This is a genomic window from Pseudofrankia coriaricola (genome assembly GCF_001854805.1).
Classification (GTDB): Bacteria; Actinomycetota; Actinomycetes; order Frankiales; family Frankiaceae; genus Pseudofrankia.
In genome coordinates, this window is the sequence record NZ_MBLO01000210.1 from 63064 (window position 1) to 86751 (window position 23688).

General features: G+C 72.7%; 15 protein-coding genes. 2 read left to right on the top strand and 13 right to left on the bottom strand.

The window, feature by feature from the left end; translation table 11 throughout:
* Positions 1-206: 206 nt before the first annotated feature.
* The 8 genes from BCD48_RS23420 to BCD48_RS52470 form a co-directional block, all read right to left on the bottom strand.
* Positions 207-1502 carry a competence/damage-inducible protein A gene (locus tag BCD48_RS23420; RefSeq protein ID WP_071050630.1) on the bottom strand — a complete coding sequence of 432 codons (1296 nt, stop codon included), beginning with the start codon at positions 1500-1502 and terminating at the stop codon, positions 207-209.
* Complete coding sequence (locus BCD48_RS23425) at positions 1492-2385, bottom strand: CDP-alcohol phosphatidyltransferase family protein (RefSeq protein ID WP_491677167.1); 894 nt, start codon at positions 2383-2385, stop codon at positions 1492-1494. Before BCD48_RS23425 ends, BCD48_RS23420 begins: the two co-directional genes overlap by 11 nt.
* Complete coding sequence (locus BCD48_RS23430) at positions 2382-4085, bottom strand: MiaB/RimO family radical SAM methylthiotransferase (RefSeq protein ID WP_083419082.1); 1704 nt, start codon at positions 4083-4085, stop codon at positions 2382-2384. Before BCD48_RS23430 ends, BCD48_RS23425 begins: the two co-directional genes overlap by 4 nt.
* A 183-nt stretch (positions 4086-4268) precedes the next feature.
* Entirely contained in the window at positions 4269-5384 is a 1116-nt protein-coding gene (locus tag BCD48_RS23435) for a helix-turn-helix domain-containing protein (protein WP_349308045.1), read from the bottom strand.
* 197 nt (positions 5385-5581) lie between these two features.
* Positions 5582-8110: a DNA translocase FtsK gene (locus BCD48_RS23440; protein ID WP_241841938.1), complete on the bottom strand. Its 2529-nt coding sequence runs from the start codon at positions 8108-8110 to the stop codon at positions 5582-5584.
* Positions 8111-8445: 335 nt separating this feature from the next.
* Entirely contained in the window at positions 8446-10131 is a 1686-nt protein-coding gene (locus BCD48_RS23445; protein WP_071050530.1) for a ribonuclease J, read from the bottom strand.
* Positions 10128-11069: a 4-hydroxy-tetrahydrodipicolinate synthase gene (dapA, locus tag BCD48_RS23450; RefSeq protein ID WP_198543360.1), complete on the bottom strand. Its 942-nt coding sequence runs from the start codon at positions 11067-11069 to the stop codon at positions 10128-10130. The genes BCD48_RS23445 and dapA overlap by 4 nt, the downstream gene beginning before the upstream one ends.
* A 232-nt stretch (positions 11070-11301) precedes the next feature.
* Positions 11302-11469 carry a hypothetical protein gene (locus BCD48_RS52470; protein WP_198543361.1) on the bottom strand — a complete coding sequence of 56 codons (168 nt, stop codon included), beginning with the start codon at positions 11467-11469 and terminating at the stop codon, positions 11302-11304.
* 402 nt (positions 11470-11871) lie between these two features.
* Here BCD48_RS52470 and BCD48_RS23455 point away from each other — a divergent pair, with 402 nt between their 5' ends.
* Positions 11872-13542 carry a hypothetical protein gene (locus BCD48_RS23455; RefSeq protein WP_071050633.1) on the top strand — a complete coding sequence of 557 codons (1671 nt, stop codon included), beginning with the start codon at positions 11872-11874 and terminating at the stop codon, positions 13540-13542.
* A 202-nt stretch (positions 13543-13744) separates the two neighbouring features.
* On the opposite strand, the gene BCD48_RS23460 is transcribed toward BCD48_RS23455, so the two are convergent.
* From BCD48_RS23460 to hisS, 5 genes are all read right to left on the bottom strand, one after another.
* Complete coding sequence (locus tag BCD48_RS23460; RefSeq protein WP_071050532.1) at positions 13745-14485, bottom strand: hypothetical protein; 741 nt, start codon at positions 14483-14485, stop codon at positions 13745-13747.
* A 285-nt stretch (positions 14486-14770) separates the two neighbouring features.
* Complete coding sequence (locus tag BCD48_RS23465; protein WP_071050634.1) at positions 14771-15931, bottom strand: acetate/propionate family kinase; 1161 nt, start codon at positions 15929-15931, stop codon at positions 14771-14773.
* Between the two features lie 153 nt (positions 15932-16084).
* Positions 16085-18634 (bottom strand): phosphoketolase family protein, encoded by a 2550-nt coding sequence (locus BCD48_RS23470; protein WP_083419083.1) that lies wholly within the window; start codon positions 18632-18634, stop codon positions 16085-16087.
* Between the two features lie 530 nt (positions 18635-19164).
* The gene (gene thyX, locus BCD48_RS23475; RefSeq protein ID WP_241841939.1) at positions 19165-19926 is read right to left on the bottom strand and encodes an FAD-dependent thymidylate synthase; all 762 of its coding nucleotides are present in this window, start codon (positions 19924-19926) and stop codon (positions 19165-19167) included.
* Between the two features lie 205 nt (positions 19927-20131).
* Positions 20132-21448 (bottom strand): histidine--tRNA ligase, encoded by a 1317-nt coding sequence (hisS, locus tag BCD48_RS23480; RefSeq protein WP_071050533.1) that lies wholly within the window; start codon positions 21446-21448, stop codon positions 20132-20134.
* Between the two features lie 294 nt (positions 21449-21742).
* On the opposite strand from hisS, the gene BCD48_RS23485 reads away from it, so the two are divergent.
* A complete protein-coding gene (locus BCD48_RS23485) occupies positions 21743-23569 on the top strand; it encodes an Hsp70 family protein (protein ID WP_071050534.1) in 1827 nt (608 codons plus the stop codon).
* Positions 23570-23688: the final 119 nt, after the last annotated feature.

Sequence of the window (23688 nt, forward strand, 5' to 3'; positions counted from 1 at the left end):
CGTAGCTCTGTAACCACCGCGCGTCCGGCGAACAATCCCAGGAGTGCCCCGAAACGCGTCTTGGAAGCGTATCTACCTGCTTCAACGGTCGACATCCGCCATCGGAGCCCTCGGGCGCTCCTACTTGTGAGCCCACCGTCGACGTCGCACATAGGCGCGGTCGATGCACGATCACAAGGGGCAAGCATGATCGCACCTCCTCACCCCTAGCCGGCGGGGATCTCCGCACTCCCCAGCGGTCCGGCGCCTGCCACCGGCAGTCCCGAGAGCGTACGCCGTAACACGTCGAGCGCCTGCACAACCGCGAAGGTCTGAATAAGCGGCCGGTCCCCGGGCAGCCGTAGCGACCGGGTCACAGTGCCGTCCGGACCGGCGAGTCCCAGGTGGAGCGTGCCAACCGGCTTGCCCTCCTGCTCCTCGGGCCCGGCCACACCGGTGGTCGCGAGCCCCCAGGTGGCGCCGAACATCTCGCGCACGCCAGCCGCCATCGCGGCGGCGGTGCGCGCCGAGACCGCGCCCTCCGTCGCGAGGACGGCCTCGTCGACGCCGAGCACGGATGCCTTCGCGTCGGTCGCGTAGGCGACGACGCCGCCTCGGAAGTAGGCCGAGGCGCCGGGGGTCCCGGTGAAGGCCGCCGCCAGCCGGCCACCGGTGAGTGACTCGGCCACCGCGACGGTGCCCAGGCTGGCCGCCAGCTGGGCGCCGACGACGCCGGCCAGCGTGTCGTCGTCGGTGCCGTAGACGGCCGGGCCCAGCGCCGCGCGCGCCGCCGCCTCGACCGGGGCGATCAGGCGCCCCGCCTCCGCACGGTCGGCGGCCCCCGCGGTGATCCGCACCCGGGTCTGCCCCTCGCTCGCGAGGAACGCGATCGTCGGGTTACCCACGTCGCGCAGGCGCTCGACCTCGTCGGACAGCGCCTCGGCGACGGCGGACTCCCAGACGCCGGCCGTGCGCAGCACCCGATGCACGACGACGGACGGCTGCCCGGCTCGGCGCGACAGGTCCGGCAGCACGCTGGCGGTGAACATCGCGTGCATCTCGCGCGGCACGCCGGGCATCGCGTACAGCACGGCGCGGCCGATCTCGATCCGGATGCCGGGCGCCGTGCCCGGCCCGTTCGGCAACGGCTCGGCGCCCCCGGGCAGGTCGGCCTGTCGGTAGTTCATGGCGGGCACGTCGCGGCGCAGCTCGGTGAACCGGCGCCGCAGCAGTGCCTCGAGGAACTCGTCCCGGCGCAGCGCCACCCCGGCGGCCGCGGCGATCCCCTCGCGGGTGAGGTCGTCCTGGGTCGGTCCGAGGCCGCCGGTCACGACCACGACGTCGCAGCGCTCAGCGGCCGTCCGCAGCGCCCGCTCGATCCGGTCGATGTCGTCGCCGACCACGACCGACGTGCCGACCCGGACACCTACGTCGGCGAGCTGGCGGCCAAGCCAGGCGGCGTTGCCGTTGATGATGTCGCCGTAGAGCAGTTCGTCACCGACCGCGACGATCTCAGCCAGCATCGGCGTTCCGTCCCGTGCCACTGGCGGCCTCCCCTGGCCCCTCGTCCGGCTCCTCGTCGAGCGTGCTGGGCGAGCCCGAGGCGCGCCGCAGCTTGAGCGCGCGGGCGACGTAGTCGACGCCGGTGGCGACGGCGACGACCACCCCGGCCGCGAGCACCGCGTCGCTGACCGCCGCCGCCGGCCCGGTCAGCGGCAGCACAGCCAGCCCGAGCGAGATGTTGAGCAGCAACGTCTTGAGCTTGCCGCCCCGGCTCGCCGCGATCACGCCGTGCCGGATCACCCAGAGCCGAAGCAGGGTGACGCCCAGTTCCCGGCCGACGACGACCACCGTCACGGCCCAGGGGATCTCGTCGAGGATCGACAGCGACACCAGCGCCGCGCCGGTCAGCGCCTTGTCGGCGACCGGGTCGACGAACGCGCCGAACTCGGTGACCAGACCGTGGCGGCGGGCGACCGCCCCGTCGATCTGGTCGGTGATCGCGGCGACGGCATAGGCGGCGAAGGCGGCGATCCGCCAGCCGTCCTCGTGCGGGCCGACGAACAGGAACACGACGAACACCGGCACCAGGACCAACCGCATGATCGTCAGAATGTTGGCGATGTTGAGCAGCCTCGCGGGGGGCGGCGGTGCCGGAACGTCGGACGGCGCCTGGCCGTGGGCCTCCCGGCGGGCCTCCCGAACCGGCTCGGCCGTTGAGCCGGCGGCCCCCGGCCTTTCCGAGCCCGCGGGAACCGCTGGCTGCGCGCCGCCCGGCGGCGCGGCCATGACGCCCGCGGCGCCCGCGGATGCCGCCGCCTGCGCGGGCAGGGTCTCGTCGGCCTGGGTGGGCACGCCGGACGTGACCCTCCGGCCGGCCTCGCCTGGCCGGCCCGCCACCGTCACCGATGCGCCCCGACGGCCTGGACCTCCCAGCCGGCCTGCTGGACCGGCTTCGCCGATCCAGCAGGAACACCGGCGGCCGCGAACTCGCCGGCGCCCGGCGTGCCTGCCCGGTCCAGCACGGCGACGAAGTCGGCGACCAGGTCGACGCCTTCGACGTCGATCACCCGCGCGATCACCAGGTCGCCGACGGCGACCGGCGCGCCGGGATCGCCGGACCGACCGGTCGTGCCGGTCACCGCGGGAAGCCGCACGACGCAGGCCCCGTCGACCTCGGGCTGCTGGTGGGCGGCGCAGCCGTGGGCCGTGCGGCCTGACGGCCCCCCGTCCCCGCCAGACCGGGCCGCCTGCGCGTCGGCTCCCGCGAGCACGTCGTCGGAGATCTCTTCGACGAGCACCTCCACGGTCTCGCCGACGCGCCGCTCAGCGCGCGCCGCGGTCAGCTGCTCGACCAGGTCGGCGATGCGAGCACGGCGGCGCTCGATGGCCCGGGGCGCGACCTTGCCGGACAGCCCGACAGCCTCGGTGCCCTCTTCGTCGGAGTATCCGAACACGCCGACCGCGTCAAGATCGGCCTGTTCGAGGAAGTCGGCCAGGATGTCGAGATCCTCGGCCGTCTCGCCGGGGAAACCGACGATCACATTGGAGCGGGCTCCGAGCGTGGGCGCGAGCGCCCGGCCCCGGCGAAGCAGGTCGAGGAAGTCGACCGAACCGCCGAAACGGCGCATCCGGCGCAGCACCGCCGGGCTCGCGTGCTGGAAGGACAGGTCCAGGTAGGGCGCGACCCCAGGCGTGGTCAGCAGCACCTCGAGGAGGGACGGGCGCGTCTCGGCCGGCTGCAGGTAGACGGTCCGGACGCGCACGATGCCGGGTGTCGCGGCGAGCTGGGGCAACAGCTTCTCCAGAGCGCGCAGGTCGCCGAGGTCCTTGCCGTAGGAGGTGGAGTTCTCGCTGACGAGCACCAGCTCGCGGGCGCCCTGCCCGGCGAGCCACTCCGCCTCGGCAAGGATGTCCCGCGGCGGGCGGGAGACGTGCGACCCGCGGAAGGACGGGATCGCGCAGAAGCTGCACCGCCGGTCGCAGCCACTGGAGATCTTCAGGGCGGCCACCGGCCCTCGTTCGAGCCGCCGCCGGATCACCGCCGGCATCATCGGGACGGCCGGGACGGCCGGGACGGCCGAGGCCGCCGGGGCCACGGCCGCGACGGTGCCGTGCCCCGGCACCACGACGTCGGCCGCGGCCGCCCTGCCCCGCTCCACTGGCGTGATCGGGAGCAGGGTGCGCCGGTCACGCGGGGTGTGGGCGGCCGGGCGCTCGCCGTCGAGCACGGCACGCAGCCTCGCCGCGATGTCCGGGTAGGCGTCGAAGCCGAGCACGGCGTCGGCCTCGGGCAGGCTCTCGGCGAGCTCGGCGCCGTAACGCTCGGCGAGGCAGCCGACCGCGACGACCGCCTTCGGGCCCTGCCCGGCGGAGTCGGGCGCGGCGCGCAGGCCGTCGGCGGCGAGCAGGGCGTCGATCGAGTCCTTCTTGGCGACGTCGACGAAACCGCAGGTGTTCACCAGCACGGCGTCGGCGTCGGCGGCGTCGTCGACCAGCTGCCAGCCGCCATCGGCGAGCCTGGCCGCCAGCTCCTCCGAATCGACCTCATTGCGCGAACAACCAAGAGTGACGAGCGCGACGCGGCGGACTTGACCAGCGGACACCACGTCAGGCTACCGGGCGACGGCCGCCGGGCGCGCCGCGCGGCCTCCCGGGGCGCGAAACACGCGCTCCCCAGCGGACACGAACGTGGTCCAGGACACGGCGGGAGACCTTGGGGCAAAGCGCGAACGCCAGTGGCGGCGCCCGTCGGGCGTCGGGCGCCCGGCGCCGGTGGGCCGCCGGTATCAGTTGCGCTGCCCCGCCGGCGCGGTGGCGCCGTCGACCGTGCAGTCGCCCGAGTCGCCGAGCGCCACCAGCACCGTCACGACCTGTCCGGGCGCGCCCATCGTGCCCAGCTTGTGGCCGTTGCAGGACAGGTTCATCGCGCCCGCGTTGCCCATCTTGACCTGTAGCGCCTTGGCCGTGAGCGTTTTGGTGTCGCCCTTGGCCAGTATCTGGCGCAGCACGACGTGGTTGCTGTCGTCGCTGACCTCCAGCCAGCTCTGCGCGCTGACCGCCTCGAGCCGCAGGTTCACCTCGGTGGGCGGGGCCGTCGCGGACGGGGCGCCACCGGGCGAGGTGGCCGGCGAGGCCGAGGCGCCCGGCGCCGCGGTCGCCGGTGTCGGTGTCGGTGCGTCGTGCCGCGACGAGCCCGGGATCAGGAAGGCGACCAGGGCCAGCAGGCAGAGTACGGCGGCGGAAATGACCATGGCCGTGCCCCAGTGGCGGCCACCGCGACGGCGCTCGCCGTGGCGCAGCGGGTCGAACGAGCTGGTCGGCGCGAGTGACGGAGCCGGCACCCGCTCGTGGCTGGCATCGTAGGCGGCGATCAGGGATTCCGGGGCGATGTCGAGCGTGCGGGCAATGCCGCGGATGTGGCCGCGGGCGTAGACGGCGCCGCCGACGCCGGAGAAGTCGTCCTGCTCGATCTGGCGGATCAGCGTCGCCCTGATCCGCGTACGGGCGCTGACCTCGTCGACCGACATGCCCGCGGCCACCCTGGCCCTGGCCAGGCGGGCACCAACGCTCCCGCCGTCGTCGACCTCCTGGGCGCCGCCAGCGGGCGTGGCTTCGCTCCGGTCCTCCCGGGCGGCGCCAGCCGGCGTGCCGCCGGTCCGGTCCCCCCGGACTGGCTCCCGGACCTCCCCGACCGCTGACCTCCCAGATCGGGCAGGGACCCCGGGTCCGGCAGGAGCCTCAGGGCTCGCCGGATCGGCGGGAACCTCAGGAGTCCCAGGAGCCCCGTCGGCCGCCGGTGCGGCCTGGGCCAGCCGGGCAGTGGTCTCGACGGGGTCTGCGCTGAGGTCACGATGGTGGTCGCGCGGTTCGTCGAAAGCCACCACGGGCCAACCTCCGCACACATCCGACGCTGGCCGACGCGCGCCGCGGCACCGATGACCCGCATCGGGGGCCGCGTGGGGGCGACGGCCGGCCAATGACGATCAACGGGCAGCGGGGTTGCCAGGCCAACGGCAATGAATAGACGTTGCCTGAGTTTACGATTCCACGCCGCTCGTCGAAACCCGTCGCCGCTCCCGATGGGACCAACTGACCAACGTCAGCCACTCCGCAAGGTAACAAGAAGTCCTTCCAGCTCATCTGGCATCACCAGGACATCACGAGCCTTCGAGCCCTCGCTCGGGCCGACGATCCCCCGGCTCTCCATCAGGTCCATGAGCCGGCCGGCCTTGGCGAAACCCACCCGCAACTTGCGCTGCAGCATCGACGTCGAGCCGAACTGGGTACTGACGACGAGCTCGACGGCCTGCAGGAACAGCTGCATGTCGTCGCCGATGTCCTCGTCGATCTCCTTGCGCGGGCCGGCATCCTCCTCGAACACGTCCTCGCGGAACGCCGGAGGGGCCTGCTCCTTGGTGTGGTCGACGATCGCGGCGATCTCGTCCTCGGAGACGTAGGCGCCCTGGATGCGAGCCGGCTTGCTCGCCCCCATCGGCAGGAACAGCGCGTCTCCCAGGCCGACGAGCTTCTCGGCACCGGCCTGGTCGAGGATAGTGCGGCTGTCGGCCAGCGACGCGGTGGCGAACGCCAGCCGCGACGGGACGTTGGCCTTGATCAGGCCGGTGACGACGTCGACCGACGGGCGCTGGGTCGCGAGCACCAGGTGGATGCCGACGGCCCGGGCCATCGCGGTGATCCGGCAGATCGCGTCCTCGACGTCGCGCGGGGCGACCATCATCAGGTCCGCGAGCTCGTCGACGATCGCCAGGATGTATGGGTAGGGCGTGTAGACACGCTCCGAGCCGGGCGGGGCGACGATCTCGCCGTTGCGCACCTTGCGGTTGAAGTCATCCACATGGCGTACACCGCAGGCCGCGAGATCCTCGTAGCGATTTTCCATCTCCTTCACGACCCACTGCAGCGCTTCGGACGCCTTTTTCGGGTTCGTGATGATGGGGGTGATGAGGTGAGGAATTCCCTGATAGCTGGTCAGCTCGACCCGCTTGGGGTCGACGAGCACCATCCGCACCTGGTCCGGCGTCGCGCGCGCGAGCACGCTCGTGATGAGCGTGTTGATGCACGTCGACTTGCCGGCCCCGGTCGCGCCGGCGATGAGGATGTGCGGCATCTTCGCCAGGTTCGCCAGGACGTAGCCACCCTCGATGTCCTTGCCGAGCCCGACCACCAGCGGGTGTGGGTTGCCGGTGGCGTCGGCGCTGCGCAGGACGTCACCGAGGGACACCAGCTCCCGGTCGGTGTTCGGGATCTCGACGCCGACCGCGCTCTTCCCCGGGATCGGGCTGATGATCCGCACATCCGGGCTCTTCACCGCGTAGGCGATGTTCTTCGCCAGCTGGGTAATCCGTTCGACCTTGACAGCGGAGCCCAGCTCCACCTCATACCGGGTGACCGTCGGGCCCCGAGTGAACCCGGTGACCCGGGCATCCACCTTGAACTGGGAGAACACGTCCGTCAATGACGCGATCACCGTGTCGGTCGCGGCCGACCGCACCTTCGGTGGGGTGCCGGACTTCAACAACGTCGGCGACGGAAGCACATAGTCACCCTCGACCGGCACCGGCACCAGGTGCTCGATCTCGCCGTCCGCCCCCGCGGTCGAAGCGGCTCCGGCCGTGGCGCCGCCCGCTCCAGCCGGCTTGCGCTGCCGCGGCGGCCGCCGCACGGGCGCGGCCGGCTCCTCGACATCGCCATCGGGGCCGAGGTCCAGGCCAAGGTCGAGGTCGAGGATGTCGCCGGAGGCCACACCGGCGCCGTGCCCGTCAGGCGGCGGAACCCTCCGGCCCGCCGGGCCGGTGAGCTCGGTGTCGGCGTCGTACACATCGGCGGCGGCCGCGCCGGCACGGCGCCGGCTCCGGCCCCTGCCGCGGCCCCCCGCGGGCGCGCCGCCGGCGAGCAGCTCGTCCGCGAGCCCGGCCCGGCCAGGCTCGCCGGCCAGCTCGTCGGCGTCGTCGAAGACGTCCGGGTCGTCGCCGGGACCGATAGCGCGGCGCGGGCCCCGGGCCGCCGTCCCCCGCTGGTTGTCGCGGTCTTCCCGGACGCCGGCGGCCAGCCGGTCGACAAGACCGCGGGTCAGCATCGGGACCTGCCTCAACGGCGTCCGCGTGATGACCAGTACGCCGAAGAGCGCGAGCAGGATCAGCAGCGGCGCGGCGACGTACGGCGTGACCGCGGCCGCCAGCGGCGAGGAGGCGATGAAGCCAGCCGCGCCACCGGCGGCCCGCAGTTCCTTCGTCCCGTCGCCGAAGTCGGGGATCCCACGCACCACGTGGTAGAAGCCGAGCCCGCCGAGTGTCGCCGCGACCCAGCCGATAGTCACCCGGCCGCGGCTGTCCGGGTCGGCCGGGGCCCGTACCAGCCGCCATGACGCGCTGAACCCGATCACCGGCAACAACAGCGCTCCAGCACCGAACAGCAGGCGCAGCAGGGAACTCAGCGCGGTGCCGACCGGCCCGGCGGCGTGGAACCACAACGCGGCCATCGTGAGGATCGCCCCGCCAAGCGTCGCGAGCCCGGCACCGTCGCGCCGGTGCTCCGGGTCGATCCGCAGCTCTCGGCTGCCACGGCGAACATGCCGCAGCGAGGTACCGAACACGGTTGCGAGCGCCATCCACAGCCGCGCGACGCCCCGCAGCAGCCACGCGGCGACGGCAAGTGAGAAGGGTGTCCCCCCGGACGCGCGGCGAGCGCGCCCGCCGCCGGACCCACCCGACGGACGGCTCGCGCCCGCGCCACGTCCCCGGGCAGGCCGACTGCTAGCGCCGGCGGCCCGGGACGTGGCCGATCCTGCCCGGGGTCGCGCGCCCGCCCCGGTCGTGCGTGTGGCCACATGAGCACGTTACAAGCCCGCCCCAGCCACTCCTGGCATCCCCGACCTTCCGGGCGCGCCGCGGCGGTCCCGGGAGGGCGCTCAGCGCCCGATCAACAGGGCGTCCCAGCGCCTTGTCAGACTTCGACGACGACGGGGACGATCATGGGGCGGCGGCGGTAGGTGTCGCTGACCCAGCGGCCGACGATGCGACGGACGAGCTGCTGGAGAGCGCTCGCGTCGGTCATGCCGTTGCGCATGCCGTCGGCGAGGCCGTCGGCGACCATCTTGCGCACCTTCTCGATGGCGGCCCTGTCGTCAGAGAAGCCACGAGCGACGAAGTCCGGCCCGGCGACGACCTTGCCGGCCGCGGCGTCCACCACCGCGGTGATCGTGATGAAGCCCTCCTCGCCGAGGATGCGCCGGTCCTTCAGGCTCGACTCGCCGACGTCGCCGACGGCGACGCCGTCGACGTAGACGTAGCCGCACGGCACGGCGCCGGTGATCGACGCCTGGCCCTCGACGAGGTCGACGACCATGCCGTCCTCGGCGAGCACGATCCGCTCGGCGGGCAGTCCGGTCAGCTCGGCGAGCGCGGCGTGCGCCCGGAGGTGCCGCCACTCGCCGTGGATCGGCATCATGTTCGACGGCCGCGTGGCGTTGAGGACGTAGAGCAGCTCGCCGGCGGGCGCGTGCCCGGAGGTGTGCACCTTGGCGATGCCCTTGTGGACGACCTTGGCGCCCCAGCGGGTCAGGCCGTTGATGACGCGGTAGACGGACTCCTCGTTGCCGGGGATCAGGCTGGAGGCGAGCACGACCGTGTCGCCGGCCTCGATCCGGATCGCGTGGTCGCGGTTGGCCATCCGCGACAGCGCCGACAGCGGTTCGCCCTGCGAGCCGGTCGAGATCAGGCAGATGTTGCGGTCGGGCAGCGACTCGACGTCACGGGCGTCGATGACCAGGCCCGGCGGAACCCGCAGCAGGCCCAGGTCGCGGGCGACCCCCATGTTGCGGACCATCGAGCGGCCGATGAAGCAGACCGAACGGCCATGCGCCTCGGCGGCGTCGAGGACCTGCTGCACACGGTGCACGTGGCTGGCGAAACAGGCCACGATGATCCGCTTGCCGGCTTCGCGGAACACCCCGTCGAGCACCGGGGCGATCTCCCGCTCCGAGGTGACGAAGCCGGGGACCTCGGCGTTCGTCGAGTCGGACATCAGCAGGTCGATGCCCTCCAGGCCGAGGCGGGCGAAGCCGCCGAGGTCGGTGAGCCGGCCGTCGAGCGGCAGCTGGTCCATCTTGAAGTCGCCGGTGTGCAGCACCAGCCCGGCGGAGGTGCGGATCGCGACCGCGACCGCGTCCGGGATGGAGTGGTTGACGGCGAGGAACTCGCAGTCGAACGGGCCGAAGCTGTGCCGCTCCTCCTCGGTGATCTGCAGCGTCACCGGCCTGATCCGGTGCTCCTGCAGCTTGGCGACCATCAGCGCCAGCGTCAGGCGGGTGCCGACCAGCGGAATGTCGGCCCGCTCGCGCAGAAGGTAGGGGACCGCGCCGATGTGGTCCTCATGCGCGTGGGTGAGGATGACCGCCTCGATGTCGTCGAGACGGTCCCGGATCGCGGTGAAGTCCGGCAGGATCAGGTCGACGCCCGGCTGGTCGGTCTCCGGGAACAGCACGCCACAGTCGACGATCAACAGCCGGCCGTCGTGCTCGAAGACGGTCATGTTCCGGCCGATCTCACCGAGACCGCCGAGCGGGATGATCCGCAGGCCCTCGACGGGCAGCGGCGGCGGGGCCCCGAGCCCCGGGTGCGGATGGCTCATGAGGCGGCCGCCCCCGCCGGCGCCGCGGCGAACGCCGGGACCGCGGGCGGCTCCAGCACGGCCGCGGCCAGGTCCAGGCGGAGCTGGTCGATCTCCGCGTCGGTGGCGTCGACCAGCGGTGGGCGCACCGGCCCAGCCGGTAGGCCTCGCAAGGTCAGGGCGGCCTTCGTCGTAATCACTCCCTGAGTTCGGAAAATTCCCTTGAAGATGGGCAGCATGCCCTGGTGCAGGCGTCGCGCGGTGACCGGGTCGCCCGCGTCGAAGGCGGCGATCATGGCCCGTAGGGAGGGCGCCCCGACGTGCGCGACCACACTGACGAGGCCGACGGCACCGACCGAGAGCAGCGGCAGGGTGAGCGCGTCGTCGCCGGAGTAGTACGCCAGCGACGAGTTGGCTATGACCCGCGAAGAGCTCTCCAGGTCGGCCTTCGCGTCCTTCACCGCGACGATGTTCGGGTGCTCGGCGAGCGCGAGCAGCGTCTCGCTGGCCACCGGCACCCCGGAGCGGCCGGGGATGTCATAGATCATTACGGGCAGGCCGGTAGCGTCCGCGACCATCCGGAAATGCCGGGCGAGACCGGCCTGCGGCGGCTTGCTGTAGTAAGGCGTCACGACCAGCAGGCCGTGCGCGCCGGCCCGCTCGGCGGCCCTGGCCAGCTCGACGGTGTGCCGGGTGTCATAGGTGCCGACCCCGGCGATCACGCTGGCGCGGTCACCGACAGCCTTGAGGACCACGCGCAGCAGCTGGTCCTTCTCGTCGTCCGAGGTGGTGGGCGACTCGCCAGTAGTGCCACTGATCACCAGGCCGTCGCTGCCGGCGTCCACCAGATGGGAGGCCAGCGCCGCGGCGCCGTCGAGATCGAGGGCGCCGTCCGGGAGGAACGGCGTCACCATCGCGGTGATCAGGCGCCCGAACGGCGCGGGGGGCAACACTGACATACCGGCCACGCTAGCTGGCACCTCCCACACCCCTACTTCCCCACCGATCCGCCAAGCGGTGGTCGGCGCTGGTCAGTACATCCGGCCCGGCCAGGCTCGGCCGGCGGGGACCCCTCGCGCCATCGACGCCAAAGTCAGCCGTCACGCCGGCGCCGCGCCTGTCGCACCGCCAGCGTCATTCTCCCGCCCAGTGCCCCGTCGCGCCCAAGAGCCCGCGGGGCTGCCGCCCGCGTTACCGCTGCGCGGAGGCGCGCGACCGGCGGGCACCCAGGCGGCCGAGGACGAGCATGTTGCGGTCGAGGCGCTGCCACAGCTCGCGGCGGCCCAGGCGGGCCAACGGCCGGCCGGCCACCACCGGGGACCTGCGCACAGAGACACCAAGACCGAAGTTCTTCGGCATGATCAACCGTCCATTGCTTCTCAACCGTGCCGCCTCGACAGCAGCGCTGCCTCGACGGCCACCGCGTCGGTGACACTGGCCCTGGGTCTGCGATCAGGGTATCGGACGGCGCGCCGGTGCGCGGCCCGTCGGCACGCCTGGCGGCGTCAACCCGGTCCGCCGGGCGTCGGGACCGGTCCCGATCGCCCCCGCGGCCACCGGATCCCGGGTCCCGGCGGGACCGGCGATGCCCGTCGGCGACGAACGCGAAAGGTCCGCCGCGAGGACCACGGGGCCGCGATCCGCCCCGCCTCAGGACTGGCGCGGAGCCAGCCGGGCCCGCCTTGAGCGGAATCGGCGGGAAAGCGCCTAATGTGCCTGCGTGACCATCACCCTGACGACCGTGAACCTGACGGAGCGCTGATGGCCGGAGCCAGCCCGCCGGGGAATGGTGCCGGGTCACGAGGCGCCGACCCGCGACGCCGCTGGCGCCGCCGGGACGACGCGGACGCGGCGCCGGTGCTCGACCTGACCGACGTCCACGAGGTCACGACGGCGCTGCTCGTGCCGCCGCCGGAGCTCCGCGGGGTGCGCCGCCGGGTCGTCGACCAGTTCACCCTCCTGTCGGCGAACCGGGCCGAGCTCGCCCGCTCGATCAACTGGGGCCCGCTGGACGGCCTGCTGAACGCGGTCGTGCCGGCCACCCACCGGCTCGACACCCGTGGCCGGCTACCCGCCGAGGTGTCGCTGCTGCTGCCGGTCTCGACGCTGCCGAAACGGGCGCTGGTCGCGTTCAACCTGACCGGCCCGAACGGATCCGACGCCCACCTGGTGCCCTATTCCACCTCGGTTGTGATTCAGGGATATGTGGTCGCCCTGCTGGCGAACGAGATCGGGTACCTGCCGCCGCCGGAAGCCCGGCGCATGGTGGACGCGATCAGCCGGTTCCGGCCCGGCCGGCTCTCGGGCAATCGGCCGGGCCTGACGCCCCGCCACCGCGCGCCGGACGGACGAACACCTCGGCCGCTGTCGCTGCGCGCCCTCGGGGAGTACCTGGCCAGGGAAGCCGACCTGTCGGTGCCCGAGCCGACGCTGCGCCGCTGGACCGGGCGCGTCGAGGCGGTGCAGGACGCGCTTCTCACGGCGTTGGACGAGCCGTTCGACCCGCTGTCCAGCGCCGACACCCTGCTGCTCGCGGCCGGCGAACTGCGGCGCGACCCCGAGCTGCCCGATGAGCCCACAGTCGACGACATCGACCGGTATCTGACGGTCTTCGTCGACTGGGTCGACGACCTGGTCGCCGCGGGGTCGCGGGCGGTGCCCGTGCTCTCGACGATCGCCGAGTACGGCCGGCGCTGGGAGGCGCTGGCACAGGTCACCCTCGACCCGTACCGGCCGTCACTGATCAAGATGGCCGAGGAGCGGCGCGCGCAGCTGGTCCGCCGCCCGCCCGCCCGCCATGCGTCCCGGTGGCGGGCGGCGGCCGGGGGCCTGGCGCTGGCCAATCCGGTGGCCCTGGTCGACCTGGACCCCGGCGTGGGCAGCTACCACGTCAGCATCGGCACCGACGACAGCAGTATCGAGATCAGCCACCCGGTCGTCCTCGACCTCTACAACCGCCCGGTCGAGCGGACGTACGTCGAGGATGTGCAGGACAACCGCGAGGTGTACGCCTACTACACGACGGACGTGCGCAGGCCGAGCCGAGCGCGCCTGGCGGTCGGCCTGTCGGTCTCGCCGGACGTCTCCCGGGTGACTGTCGCCATCGGCGTCCTGATGGCGATGGCGGTGGGCCTCGCGGCGCTTCCGGTCGAGCTGGGCCCGGACGCGGTCGCGGTCATCACCGTCCCGTCGTCGTTCGCCGCGACGATCCTGCTCACCCGCGAGCGCAGCAGCCTCGCCGCCTGGGTCCTCGGCCCGGTCAAGGCCACCCTGCTCGCGCTGCTGGTGGCGCTCGCCATCCTCTCCGGCCTGCGTGCCCTCGGCTGGCACCGGCCGGCCGACTCGGCGGCGGGCACCGCGCGCCCGCCATCGGGCGCCGGGGCGCCCTCCCCCGTGGTCAGCGGCGGATGGACACCACCGCGGTCGACCTGATCACGGCCAGGCAGGGTGATCGCGCCGGCACGGCCCTGATGGCGCGGTCATCCGCGCCGGGTGCTGACAGGCAAGGGGCAACGTCGCCGAGTTTCCGGGTCGGGACCCGGAAACGGGTCGAGGTGCCCCGGAGAGGCGAACGCACGCTCGCCGGGACACCTCGACCAAAGACGGCACCGATCAGGTCGGCGCCTCCTACCGACTACTGCTGGCCGCCCGGCCAGCCGCCCTGCGGCGGCTGCTGCTGCCAGCCGCCCTGCGGAGGCGGCGTCGGCTGCTGCCAGCCGCCCTGTGGCCGCCCCTGCGGCGGCTGCTGCTGCCAGCCGCCCTGGGGCTGCCCCTGCGGCGGGCCCTGCGGCCACGCGCCCGGCGGCGGGACCTGCTGCTGCCCCTGCGGCCACTGGCCGGGCTGCGTGCCCTGCGGCCACCCCTGCGGCTGGCCGTACGGCGGCTGAGGGCCGCCCGCCGGCGTCGTCGCGCCGCTGCGGAACCGGAGGAAGGCGAACGCGGTGAGCGCGATGGCGGCGATCAGGCCGAGGTACGTCCCAGCCCGCGCGCCGGCCTCGATCGACCCGCCGAAGAAGGCAGAATCCCCACTGTCGGGCCGGTCGTAGGTCACCCAGCGGAGCAGGATCAGCACCACCGCGAGCCCACCGGCGCCAACGAACGCCAGCGCCGGCTGGACCGGGCCGAGCGTGGGCACCCGGAAGCCGGCGAACACCTGCGCGGCGACGAGCCCGGCGACAGCCAGGCAGAGCAGGACGGAGAACCAGGCGGCGAACCCCATGTGCCACGCGTTCGCGCTGGCGCTCGCGCCACCGACGCTCGTACCACCGACCTTCACGCCGTACCACGGCAGGAAACTGAAGATGAACATGAGGAGGCCAGCCCCCATGACCCCGATGTCGCCGGTCGCGAGGTCGCGACCTCCGATTCTTGGCATGACGCAACCCCTTCTTCTCCGGATGCCTGTGGCTCCGGAAGATCATGGCGTATCCGCTCCGGCTCGCTGGCCAGCCCCCGCGACCGAGCCCGGCCGCGACAGCGATCCCCACCAGGATCTCTACCGATAAACAAAATAAGCAAAAACGGCGATGCCAGACTTTCGTCCGGGGAAGCTACACCCGAATGGGAGATTTGTCGTCTTCTCGTACCGGGAGGCTGACGGGCTGTCAGGCCGCCGACATGCCCATGGCCGGGGTGCCACCCGTTTGGGCCGCCCCGGCAGTCACTCTTCCGACAGGATCTCGCGGACGCCGCGGGCTATTTCCAGGTCCTCGCGGGCGGCGATCACGAAGGTACGGACGGGAGCCCCGGCGGCCGTGAGGTCGGTGTCCTCGCCGGCGGCCGGATCGTGGCCCGCGTTGCGGGCCGGGTCGACGGCGACGCCGAGGAAGGCCAGGCCGTCGGCCGCGGCGGCGCGGACCTGGGCTGAGCGCTCGCCGACGCCGCCGGTGAACACCAGGGCGTCCAGGCCCCCGAGCGAGGCCGCCATCGCCGCGATCCCGGCGCGCAGCCGGTGCAGGTAGACCGCCAGGGCCAGCACCGCGGCCTCCTCCTGCCGACCGGCGCGCTCGACGACGGCTCGCATGTCGGAGGTGCCAGCCAACGCGGCCAGCCCGGAGGCGTGAAAGAGCGCCTCGGTGAGCTCCTGGGCGCTCATCCCCGCCGATGTCTGCAGCCAGAGCAGCAGCCCCGGGTCGACGTCACCGGACCGGGTGGCCATGACCAGCCCTTCCAACGGAGTGAACCCCATGGTCGTGTCGACACTCACCCCGTCACGGACGGCCGCGAGCGACGCGCCCGAGCCGAGGTGGCAGGTCACGACGCGACGAGCGCCGGCGCCGCCGGCAGCGCCCGCGGCGGTCACGAGCTCGGCCGCGCGCCGGGACGCGTAGGCGTGCGAAAGCCCGTGGAAGCCATAGCGGCGGATGCCGTGCCGCTCCCGCCAGACCGCCGGCACCGCGTAGGTGGCGGCCGCCGGCGGCAGGGTGGCGTGGAAGGCGGTGTCGAAGCACGCGACCTGGACGGCGTCCGGCAGCACCTCGCACACCTCGCCGAGCGCGGCCAGCGCCGCCGGCTGATGCAGCGGCGCGAGCGCCGTCAGCTCGGCCAGGCGCGCGGCGACCGCGTCGTCGACACGCACCGGCGCGGTGAACGCGGTGCCGCCGTGCACGATCCGGTGGCCGACGGCGACCGGGCCCGCGGCCGTCTCGCCCTGTTCGCCGCGCCGCCGGGCGAGCAGCTCGTCGACCGCCGCGCGGAGCTCCGTGAGGTCCGCGCGGCCGGCGGGAGCGGCCAGCTCACGCGCGCCGAACAGGGTGTCGTCGGGCGCGACGAGCGCGAGCTTGAGCGTCGCCGAGCCCGCGTTGACCACCAGCACATCCACGGCGGCACCCGTCCCGGTCAGTAGGGCCAAAGGAGGCGCGACAATGCTCTTCCTTCGCGCCTCCGGCGGCCTGTTTCGGAAAAACTAGAGGGCCAAAGGGTGTGCGAAAATGATCTTCCTTCGCACACCCGGCGGCCGTTGTCCCCAGGATCACTAGTAGGGCCAGACCCAGTCGCGGATCTCGGGCGGGTCCTCGCCGTGCTCGCGGGTGTAAGCACGGACCCGTAGCCGCTCGTCGACCATCTCCTGGCGGACGTGCGCGGCCCGCGCGCCCAGCGACGGCACCCGGTCGATCACGTCGGCGACCAGATGGAAGCGGTCGAGCCCGTTCATCATCACCATGTCGAACGGCGTCGTTGTGGTTCCCTCCTCGATGTAGCCGCGGACGTGGAGATTGTGGTGGTTGGTCCGCCGGTACGTCAGCCGGTGGATCAACCACGGGTACCCGTGGTGAGCGAAGATGACCGGCCGGTCGGGGGTGAAGAGCGCGTCGAACCGGGCGTCGGAGATGCCGTGCGGATGCTCGCTCTCGCTCTGCAGGGCCATCAGGTCGACGACGTTCACCACCCGGACCCGCAGCCATGGGAGGTGGCGGCGCAGCAGGTCCACGGCGGCCAGCGTCTCGAGCGTCGGCACGTCGCCGGCGCACGCCATCACCACATCCGGAAGCCCGTCACCACCGGCGCCGGCGCCACCAGTGGCGTCCTGGTCATTGCTGGCGAAGTCCCAGATGCCCAGGCCCCGGGTGGAGTGGGCGATCGCCTGCTCCATGGTCAGGTAGTTCAGCGCCGGCTGCTTACCGGCGACGATCACGTTGATGTAGTTCCGGCTGCGCAGACAGTGGTCGGCGACCGACAGCAGCGTGTTCGTGTCCGGCGGCAGGTAGACCCGGACGACCTCCGCCTTCTTGTTGACGACGTGGTCGATGAAGCCGGGGTCCTGGTGCGAGAAGCCGTTGTGGTCCTGCCGCCAGACGTGGCTGGTGAGCAGGTAGTTCAGTGACGCGATCGGGCGGCGCCACGGGATCTCGCGGGTGGTCTTCAGCCACTTGGCGTGCTGGTTGACCATCGAGTCGACGATGTGGATGAACGCCTCGTAGCAGGAGAAGAGGCCGTGCCGGCCGGTGAGCAGGTAGCCCTCCAGCCAGCCCTGGCACAGGTGTTCGGAAAGTACCTCCATCACCCGGCCCGCCCGGGCGAGGTGCTCGTCGGTCGGCAGGATCTCGCCTTCCCAGACCCGGTCGGTGACATCGAAGACGGCGCCCAGCCGGTTCGAGGCGGTCTCGTCGGGGCCCATCAGCCGGAACGTGGTCGGGTTGGCCAGGATGACGTCGCGCAGCAGGTGGCCGAGCACGGTCGTCGCCGAGGTCGACGCGGTGCCGGGCGCCGCCACGTCGACGGCGTAGTCCCGGAAGTCGGGCAGGGTGAGGTCCCGCAGCAGCTCGCCGCCGTTGGCGTGCGGGTTGGCGCTCATCCGCCGCCGCCCCGCCGGCGCGAGCGCCGTCAGCTCCGGTCGCGGCCGGCCGGCGGCGTCGAACAGCTCCTCGGGGCGGTAGCCGCGCATCCAGTCGGCGAGTTCGGCGATCCGATCGGGGTTCGCTCGCGCGTCGGTGATCGGGACCTGGTGCGCGCGCCAGGTCCCCTCGACGGGCTTGCCGGCGACGGTACGCGGCCCGGTCCAGCCCTTGGGGGAACGGAGCACGATCATCGGCCAGGCCGGGCGGGGCGCTTCCCCGCCCGCGGCCACAGCGGCCCTGGCCTCGCGCTGGATCCTGGTGATCTCGTCGAGCGCCTCGTCCAGGACGGTGGCGAGCCGGCGGTGCGCCTCGGCGATACCGGCTGGGCAGCCTCCGGGCGCGCCAGGCTCCGCCATCGTCGCGCGCCCTTCGGCCGGGTCGTCGCCGGCCTCGGCGGTGACGTGCAGCGGGGCATAGCCGTAGCCGCGCATCAGCGCGTCCAGCTCGGCCTCGGGGATGCGGGCGAGTACGGTCGCCTGCGCGATCTTGTAGCCGTTGAGGTGCAGGATCGGCAGGACCGCGCCGTCCCGGGCCGGGTCGAGGAACTTGTTCGAGTGCCAGCTGGCGGCGAGCGGGCCGGTCTCGGCCTCGCCGTCCCCGACGACGCAGGCCACCACCAGGTCGGGGTTGTCGAACGCGGCACCATAGGCGTGCGCGAGGGCGTAGCCCAGCTCGCCGCCCTCGTGGATCGAGCCGGGCGTCTCCGGCGCGACGTGGCTGGGAATTCCACCCGGAAACGAGAACTGCCGGAACAACCGGCGTATCCCGGCCTCGTCCTGGCTGACCGTCGGGTAGATCTCGGAGTAGGTGCCCTCGAGATACGCGTTCGCGACGATGCCGGGACCGCCGTGACCCGGACCGATGACGTACATCATGTCGAGGTCACGCGCCTTGATCACCCGGTTGAGGTGCGCGTAGATCAGGTTGAGGCCCGGGGTGGTGCCCCAGTGGCCGAGCAGGCGCGGCTTGATGTGCGCCGACTCGAGCGGTTCCCGCAGCAGGGGGTTGTCCAGCAGGTAGATCTGCCCGACGGACAGGTAGTTCGCCGCCCGCCAGTAGGCGTCAAGCAGCGCCACCTCCTCATCCGTGAGCGGCCCCGCGACGCTGGCGCCGGCGCGGGGCCTTGTTGCCGGATCGGCGGTGGACCTGGCTGGCTGGATGGTGGCGAATTCCGCCGCACCGGTCATCGGCTGGCCCTTTCCTGTGGAGGCCGGCTCTCGGGGCTGTCGGGCTGGCTGGGACGCGAAGCCTCGTCGCTGGCACACGCACACCCCGCCAGCTCGGCTGGTTGGAGCCGGTCGGGCGCGTCCATTCGACCACCCTCCCGCCCCGCCGACGGCCTACCCGGCGGCCCTGGCCGTCATGACCTCTTTCCCTGGAAACGTGAGCCGCCAGACCTGACGCGCCGGTACGGTTCACCCAGTACTGCGCGGACCGTACCGGCGCGGACCGTACCGGCGCGGACCGTACCGGCGCGGACGGCTCAGCCCTTCGTGCCTGCCGGCTTCTCGCTCTCCGGAATCTCCTGTCTTTCCGGGATGCGGGCCACTGGGCCACTGGGCCGCTCGGTGCGGAGTCGACCACCTCGGTGGGAAGCTGGCGGCCGGTCGGGCCGGCCGCCCACGACGGCCACGACGGCCGCTCTGGCCCCGGTGTATGCGCTCACACATCTCTTTGCCCGATGCGGCCCATCGGGTTCACGGGAGCGAGCGGCCTGCTACCCCTCGCCGACGAGCGGGCTGGAGGCGACCTCGGTGCCGTCATCGAGGGTGGAGAGGCTGAAGTCCGCGAACACGTTCGGGGCGACCTCCCGCAGCGCCTTCAGGACCGCGACGGCGAGCCCGCGGATCTCGACGTCCGCGGACTCGCTGGCGCGCATCGCGACGAAGTGCCGCCAGGCGCGGTAGTTGCCGGTGACGACGATCCTGGTCTCGGTGGCGTTCGGCAGCACCGAGCGGGCGGCCTGACGCGCCTGCTTGCGCCGCGACGTGGGGGCCGCGACCTCGGCGAAGTGCTTCTCCAGGCCTTCCAACAGCCTCGAGTAGGCGGCCAGGGACGCGGTCGTCGCCTCCTCGAAGATCGCGTGCAGCTCCGGGTCGGCGGCGATGACGTCCGGCTCGACCATCTCGGCGTCCCGCTCGGGCACGTAGCGCTGGGAGAGCTGGCTGTAGGAGAAGTGCCGGTGGCGGACCAGCTCATGGGTGAGGCTGCGGGACACGCCGGTGAAGTAGAGCGTGACGGTGCCGTGCTCGAGCACCGACAGGTGGCCCACCTCGAGGATGTGCCGCAGGTAGCCGGCGTTCGTCGCGGTCGACGGGTTCGGCTTCTTCCAGCTCTGGTAGCAGGCCCGGCCCGCGAACTCGGCGAGCGCCTGCCCGCCGTCGGCGTCGGTCTCCCACGGCACGTCGGCCGGCGGGAGGAACTCCGTCCGCGCGATCACCTGAACTCGCACTGCCACCTCCACGAACGGTTCGACCATGCCGATCCACGGTAACCGGCGGGCAGACGGCCAGGTGCGGGCCCGGGCTCGCACCTGGCCGGACCGTGCCCGACCACACGCCCGACGGCCCAGCCCCGACGGCGCCGCCCGACTCTGTGGCCGGACGTTGTTCAGGCAGTCGAGAATGGGGTTGGAGCGCCGCTTCCGGCCCCGATCTCACCTGCCCGACGAGCTGGGCCGAGCGTCAGGGCGTCCAGGTCTCCGGGTCCGCGGGGGCCTGGTCGCCGGTGGCCATGTCCTTGACCTCGTGGTCACGGCCGTCCTCGAACGGGGGGAACCACACCGCGCCGATGCCCTTGCGGGAGGCGTAGCGGATCTGCTTGGCGAGCTTGTCGGCCTGGTGGTAGGTCTCGACCTTCAGGCCGCGGGCACGCAGCCGGGCCGCCGTCGCGACCGCGGCGCGCCGCCGCTCGTCGCTCGGGATGACGACCAGGACATCCGCCGGGCTCGCCGGGCCGGGCGTGATCAGACCCTCGGCGACCAGCTTGGCGAAGATCCGCGTGAGGCCGATGGAGATGCCGACGCCGGGCAGGCTGCGCCGGATGAACGAGCCCGCGAGGTCGTCGTAGCGGCCGCCGGAGCAGATGCTGCCGAAGCCGGGCCAGTCGACGAACTTCGCCTCGTAGACCGTGCCGGTGTAGTAGTCCAGCCCGCGGGCGATCGACAGGTCCGCGACGACGCTGCCCGCCGGCAGGTCGGCGAGCTCGTCGAGGACGAAGGACAGCTCGTCCAGGCCCTCGGTGAGCAGGTCTGACTTGACGCCCAGCCTGCCGACCGCCTCGACGACACCGGCCGACCCGTCGGCCCTGACCGCCGCCAGGTCGAGCACCGCGCGCGCCTGCGTGGCGGACAGGCCCACCGTCTCGACGAGCAGCTTCTCGACGCCGTCCGCGCCGATCTTGTCGAGCTTGTCCGCGGCCCGGATCACCGCCACCGGGTCGTCGATCCCGAGACCCTCGTAGAAGCCCTGCAGCAGCTTGCGGTTGTTGACGTTCAGCGTCCAGGCCGGCACGCCGAGGTCGGTGAGCACCTCGTGGACGATGCGCGGCAGCTCGGCGTCGAAGTACAGCGGCACCTGGTCGACGTTGATGACGTCGATGTCGCACTGGGTGAACTCGCGGAACCGGCCCTCCTGCGGCCGCTCGCCCCGCCAGACCCGCTGGATCTGGTAGCGGCGGAACGGGAAGGCCAGCTCGTTGAAGTGCGCGGCGACGTAGCGGGCGAACGGCACGGTCAGGTCGAAGTGCAGCCCGAGCCGGCCGCTCTCATCGCCGGGCTCGGCCTGTAGCCGGCGCAGCGCGTAGACCTCCTGGGAGGTCTCCCCCTTCGCCGCGAGCACGTCGAGCGACTCGACCGACGGCGTCTCCACCGAGCAGAAGCCGTAGCGCTCGAAGGTGGCGCGGATCCGGTCGAGCCAGTTCTGCTCGACAGCACGCACACCGGGCAGCCATTCGGGGAAGCCACTGATCGGGACGGGCCTCACGATCGGGGCATCGCTCATCGCGGCAGAACCTGGCCTCTCACATCGACTCGGATAGGTGGGAGACGACACACGGCACGAATCGCCGCGGTCGATCACCGATGTCGGGAGAGGTACACGCTGCGCACTCTACCGGTCATCGATGATCAGACGCGGGCCGAGCCACGGCGACGGGACGCCAACGGACGGCCGACGGCTGACGGCGCACGGTCCGATGCGACGTCGTACACCCGACGGGTAACCACATGTGGTCCCGAAGCGGATAGGTTTCTGGCCGTGCGCGCACGACGAGGTGGCTCATCCGGGCTGTCCGGGATGTCCGGCGACGGGACAGTCTTCGGCATCGACCTCGGCACCACGTTCAGCTGCCTCGCGCGGGTCTCGCCCGCCGGCGAGGCCGAGATCGTGCCGCTGCTCGACGGCTCGATGACGCTGCCCAGCGTCGTGCTGTTCGTCGGCCCCGACGACTACATCACCGGCGAGACCGCCCGCCAGCTCTCCCGCTCCCGGCCGGACGACGTGTGCTCGCTGGTCAAGCGGAAGATGGGCGAGGGCGACTGGCGGTTCGTGCCGGCCGCCGCGCCGCCGGGGATGGCCTGGTCCGCCCCGGCGATCAGCGGCCTCATCCTGTCCGCGCTGGTCTCGGACGCCGAGCTCACCGGCGGCGAGCCGGTCCGCGACGTCGTCATCACCGTCCCGGCCTATTTCGGTGACGAGGAACGGCGCGCGACCGTGCTCGCCGGCGAGTACGCCGGGCTGAACGTCGTCGACGTCATCAACGAACCGACCGCCGCGGCGCTCTCGTATGGCTTCGCCCGTTTCGAGGTCGGCAACCGGCGCACGCTCGCGGGTCCCAGCGCCGCCGACGAGGAGGTCGCGCTCGTCTACGACCTGGGCGGCGGAACGTTCGACGTGACGATCGTCGAGCTCGCCGACCGCCGGGTCTCCGTCGTCGCGATCGACGGCGACCACCAGCTCGGCGGCGCCGACTGGGACGAGAAACTGGTGCTGCATCTGGCGAGCGCGTTCACCGCCGCGCACCCGTCGCTGCCCGACCCGCTCGACGACGGCGAGGCCACGCAGGCCCTCGCGCTCATCGCGGAACGCGCCCGCCGCGAGCTCACCGACCAGACGGCCACGACCGCGCGGGTCGAGCACGCCGGCGCGGCGCTCGACGTGGAGCTGACCCGCGCCGAGCTCGAACGGCTGACCAGCGGCCTGCTCGACCGCACCGTCACGCTCACGAACGCCGCTGTCGAGGCCGCCAGGGCCCGCGGGGTCCGCGGCGTGGACCGGGTGCTGCTCGTCGGCGGGGCGTCGAGGATGCCGGCGATCGCGCGGCGGCTGTCCGAGGAGTTCGACGTCCCGGTCGAGCTGAGCGACCCCGACCTGGCGGTCGCCAGGGGTGCCGCGCTCTACGGCGAGAAGAAGGCGCTCGAGCGCCTCGTCATCAACGACCTGGTGACCCGCGGCCAGCTGCCCGACGGCGCGGGCGTCGACGCCGCGGACCCGTCCGACCTGGAGGCGGCCTGCCGCCGGCTGGCCGAGGCACTGGGCCTGCCTGCGCCTCGGGTCCGCCGCACCGTCGAGGTGCAGGTCGTCAACGTCATCTCGCGCGGGTTCGGCGTGCTCGCGCTCGACCGGTTCGGCGACCACGGCGCCGTCTTCCTGGTGCACCGCAACGACCGGCTGCCGGTGATCGTGCGCCGCCCGTTCGGCACCGTGCGCGACGACCAGGACACCGTCACCGTCTACGTCGTCGAGCAGGCGGGCGGCACCGAGTCCCGCCGGATCGAGGACAACAAGATCATCGCCGCGGCCGAGATCACCGACATCCCGCCCGGCTACTCGGCCGGCACGGAGATCGAGATCACCTTCCGGATGGGCTTCGACGGGATGCTGGAGGTCACCGCCCGGCACGAGGGGCTCGCCGACCAGCCACTGACCGTGCGGGTGGAGACGTCCGCGGCGCTGAGCCAGGCCGACGTGGCCAGGGAGCGCGAGCAGGTCGCGCGGGCGCGCCGCGCCAGGGACGCCGGCCGGGCCGCCCAGCCAGGCGAGAAGCCCGGAGACGGCCCACCCAAGCCAGGCCCGGGCTTCCGCGGCGGTGGGCTCGGCGACCCGCCGACCGGGTGGACCTGACCGGATGCGTCGCACCATCGTCATTTCTGCCCCGGGCCGTCCGCGGGGACCCCGCCGGTTGGCTACCGAGTGGCATGAGGCCGAACCCGCCGACGCGGGCCGGGCCCCCGCCTAGCCAA

What these genes read in the sequence shown, in the direction of transcription:
- BCD48_RS23420 (WP_071050630.1), bottom strand. Translation starts at nt 1,502, where the DNA reads ATGCTGGCTGAGATCGTCGCGGTCGGTGACGAACTGCTCTACGGCGAC.
- BCD48_RS23440 (WP_241841938.1), bottom strand. Translation starts at nt 8,110, where the DNA reads ATGGCGCTCGCAACCGTGTTCGGTACCTCGCTGCGGCATGTTCGCCGT.
- BCD48_RS23445 (WP_071050530.1), bottom strand. Translation starts at nt 10,131, where the DNA reads ATGAGCCATCCGCACCCGGGGCTCGGGGCCCCGCCGCCGCTGCCCGTC.
- dapA (WP_198543360.1), bottom strand. Translation starts at nt 11,069, where the DNA reads ATGTCAGTGTTGCCCCCCGCGCCGTTCGGGCGCCTGATCACCGCGATG.
- BCD48_RS52470 (WP_198543361.1), bottom strand. Translation starts at nt 11,469, where the DNA reads ATGCCGAAGAACTTCGGTCTTGGTGTCTCTGTGCGCAGGTCCCCGGTG.
- BCD48_RS23455 (WP_071050633.1), top strand. Translation starts at nt 11,872, where the DNA reads ATGGCCGGAGCCAGCCCGCCGGGGAATGGTGCCGGGTCACGAGGCGCC.
- BCD48_RS23460 (WP_071050532.1), bottom strand. Translation starts at nt 14,485, where the DNA reads ATGCCAAGAATCGGAGGTCGCGACCTCGCGACCGGCGACATCGGGGTC.
- BCD48_RS23470 (WP_083419083.1), bottom strand. Translation starts at nt 18,634, where the DNA reads ATGACCGGTGCGGCGGAATTCGCCACCATCCAGCCAGCCAGGTCCACC.
- thyX (WP_241841939.1), bottom strand. Translation starts at nt 19,926, where the DNA reads ATGGTCGAACCGTTCGTGGAGGTGGCAGTGCGAGTTCAGGTGATCGCG.
- hisS (WP_071050533.1), bottom strand. Translation starts at nt 21,448, where the DNA reads ATGAGCGATGCCCCGATCGTGAGGCCCGTCCCGATCAGTGGCTTCCCC.
- BCD48_RS23485 (WP_071050534.1), top strand. Translation starts at nt 21,743, where the DNA reads ATGTCCGGCGACGGGACAGTCTTCGGCATCGACCTCGGCACCACGTTC.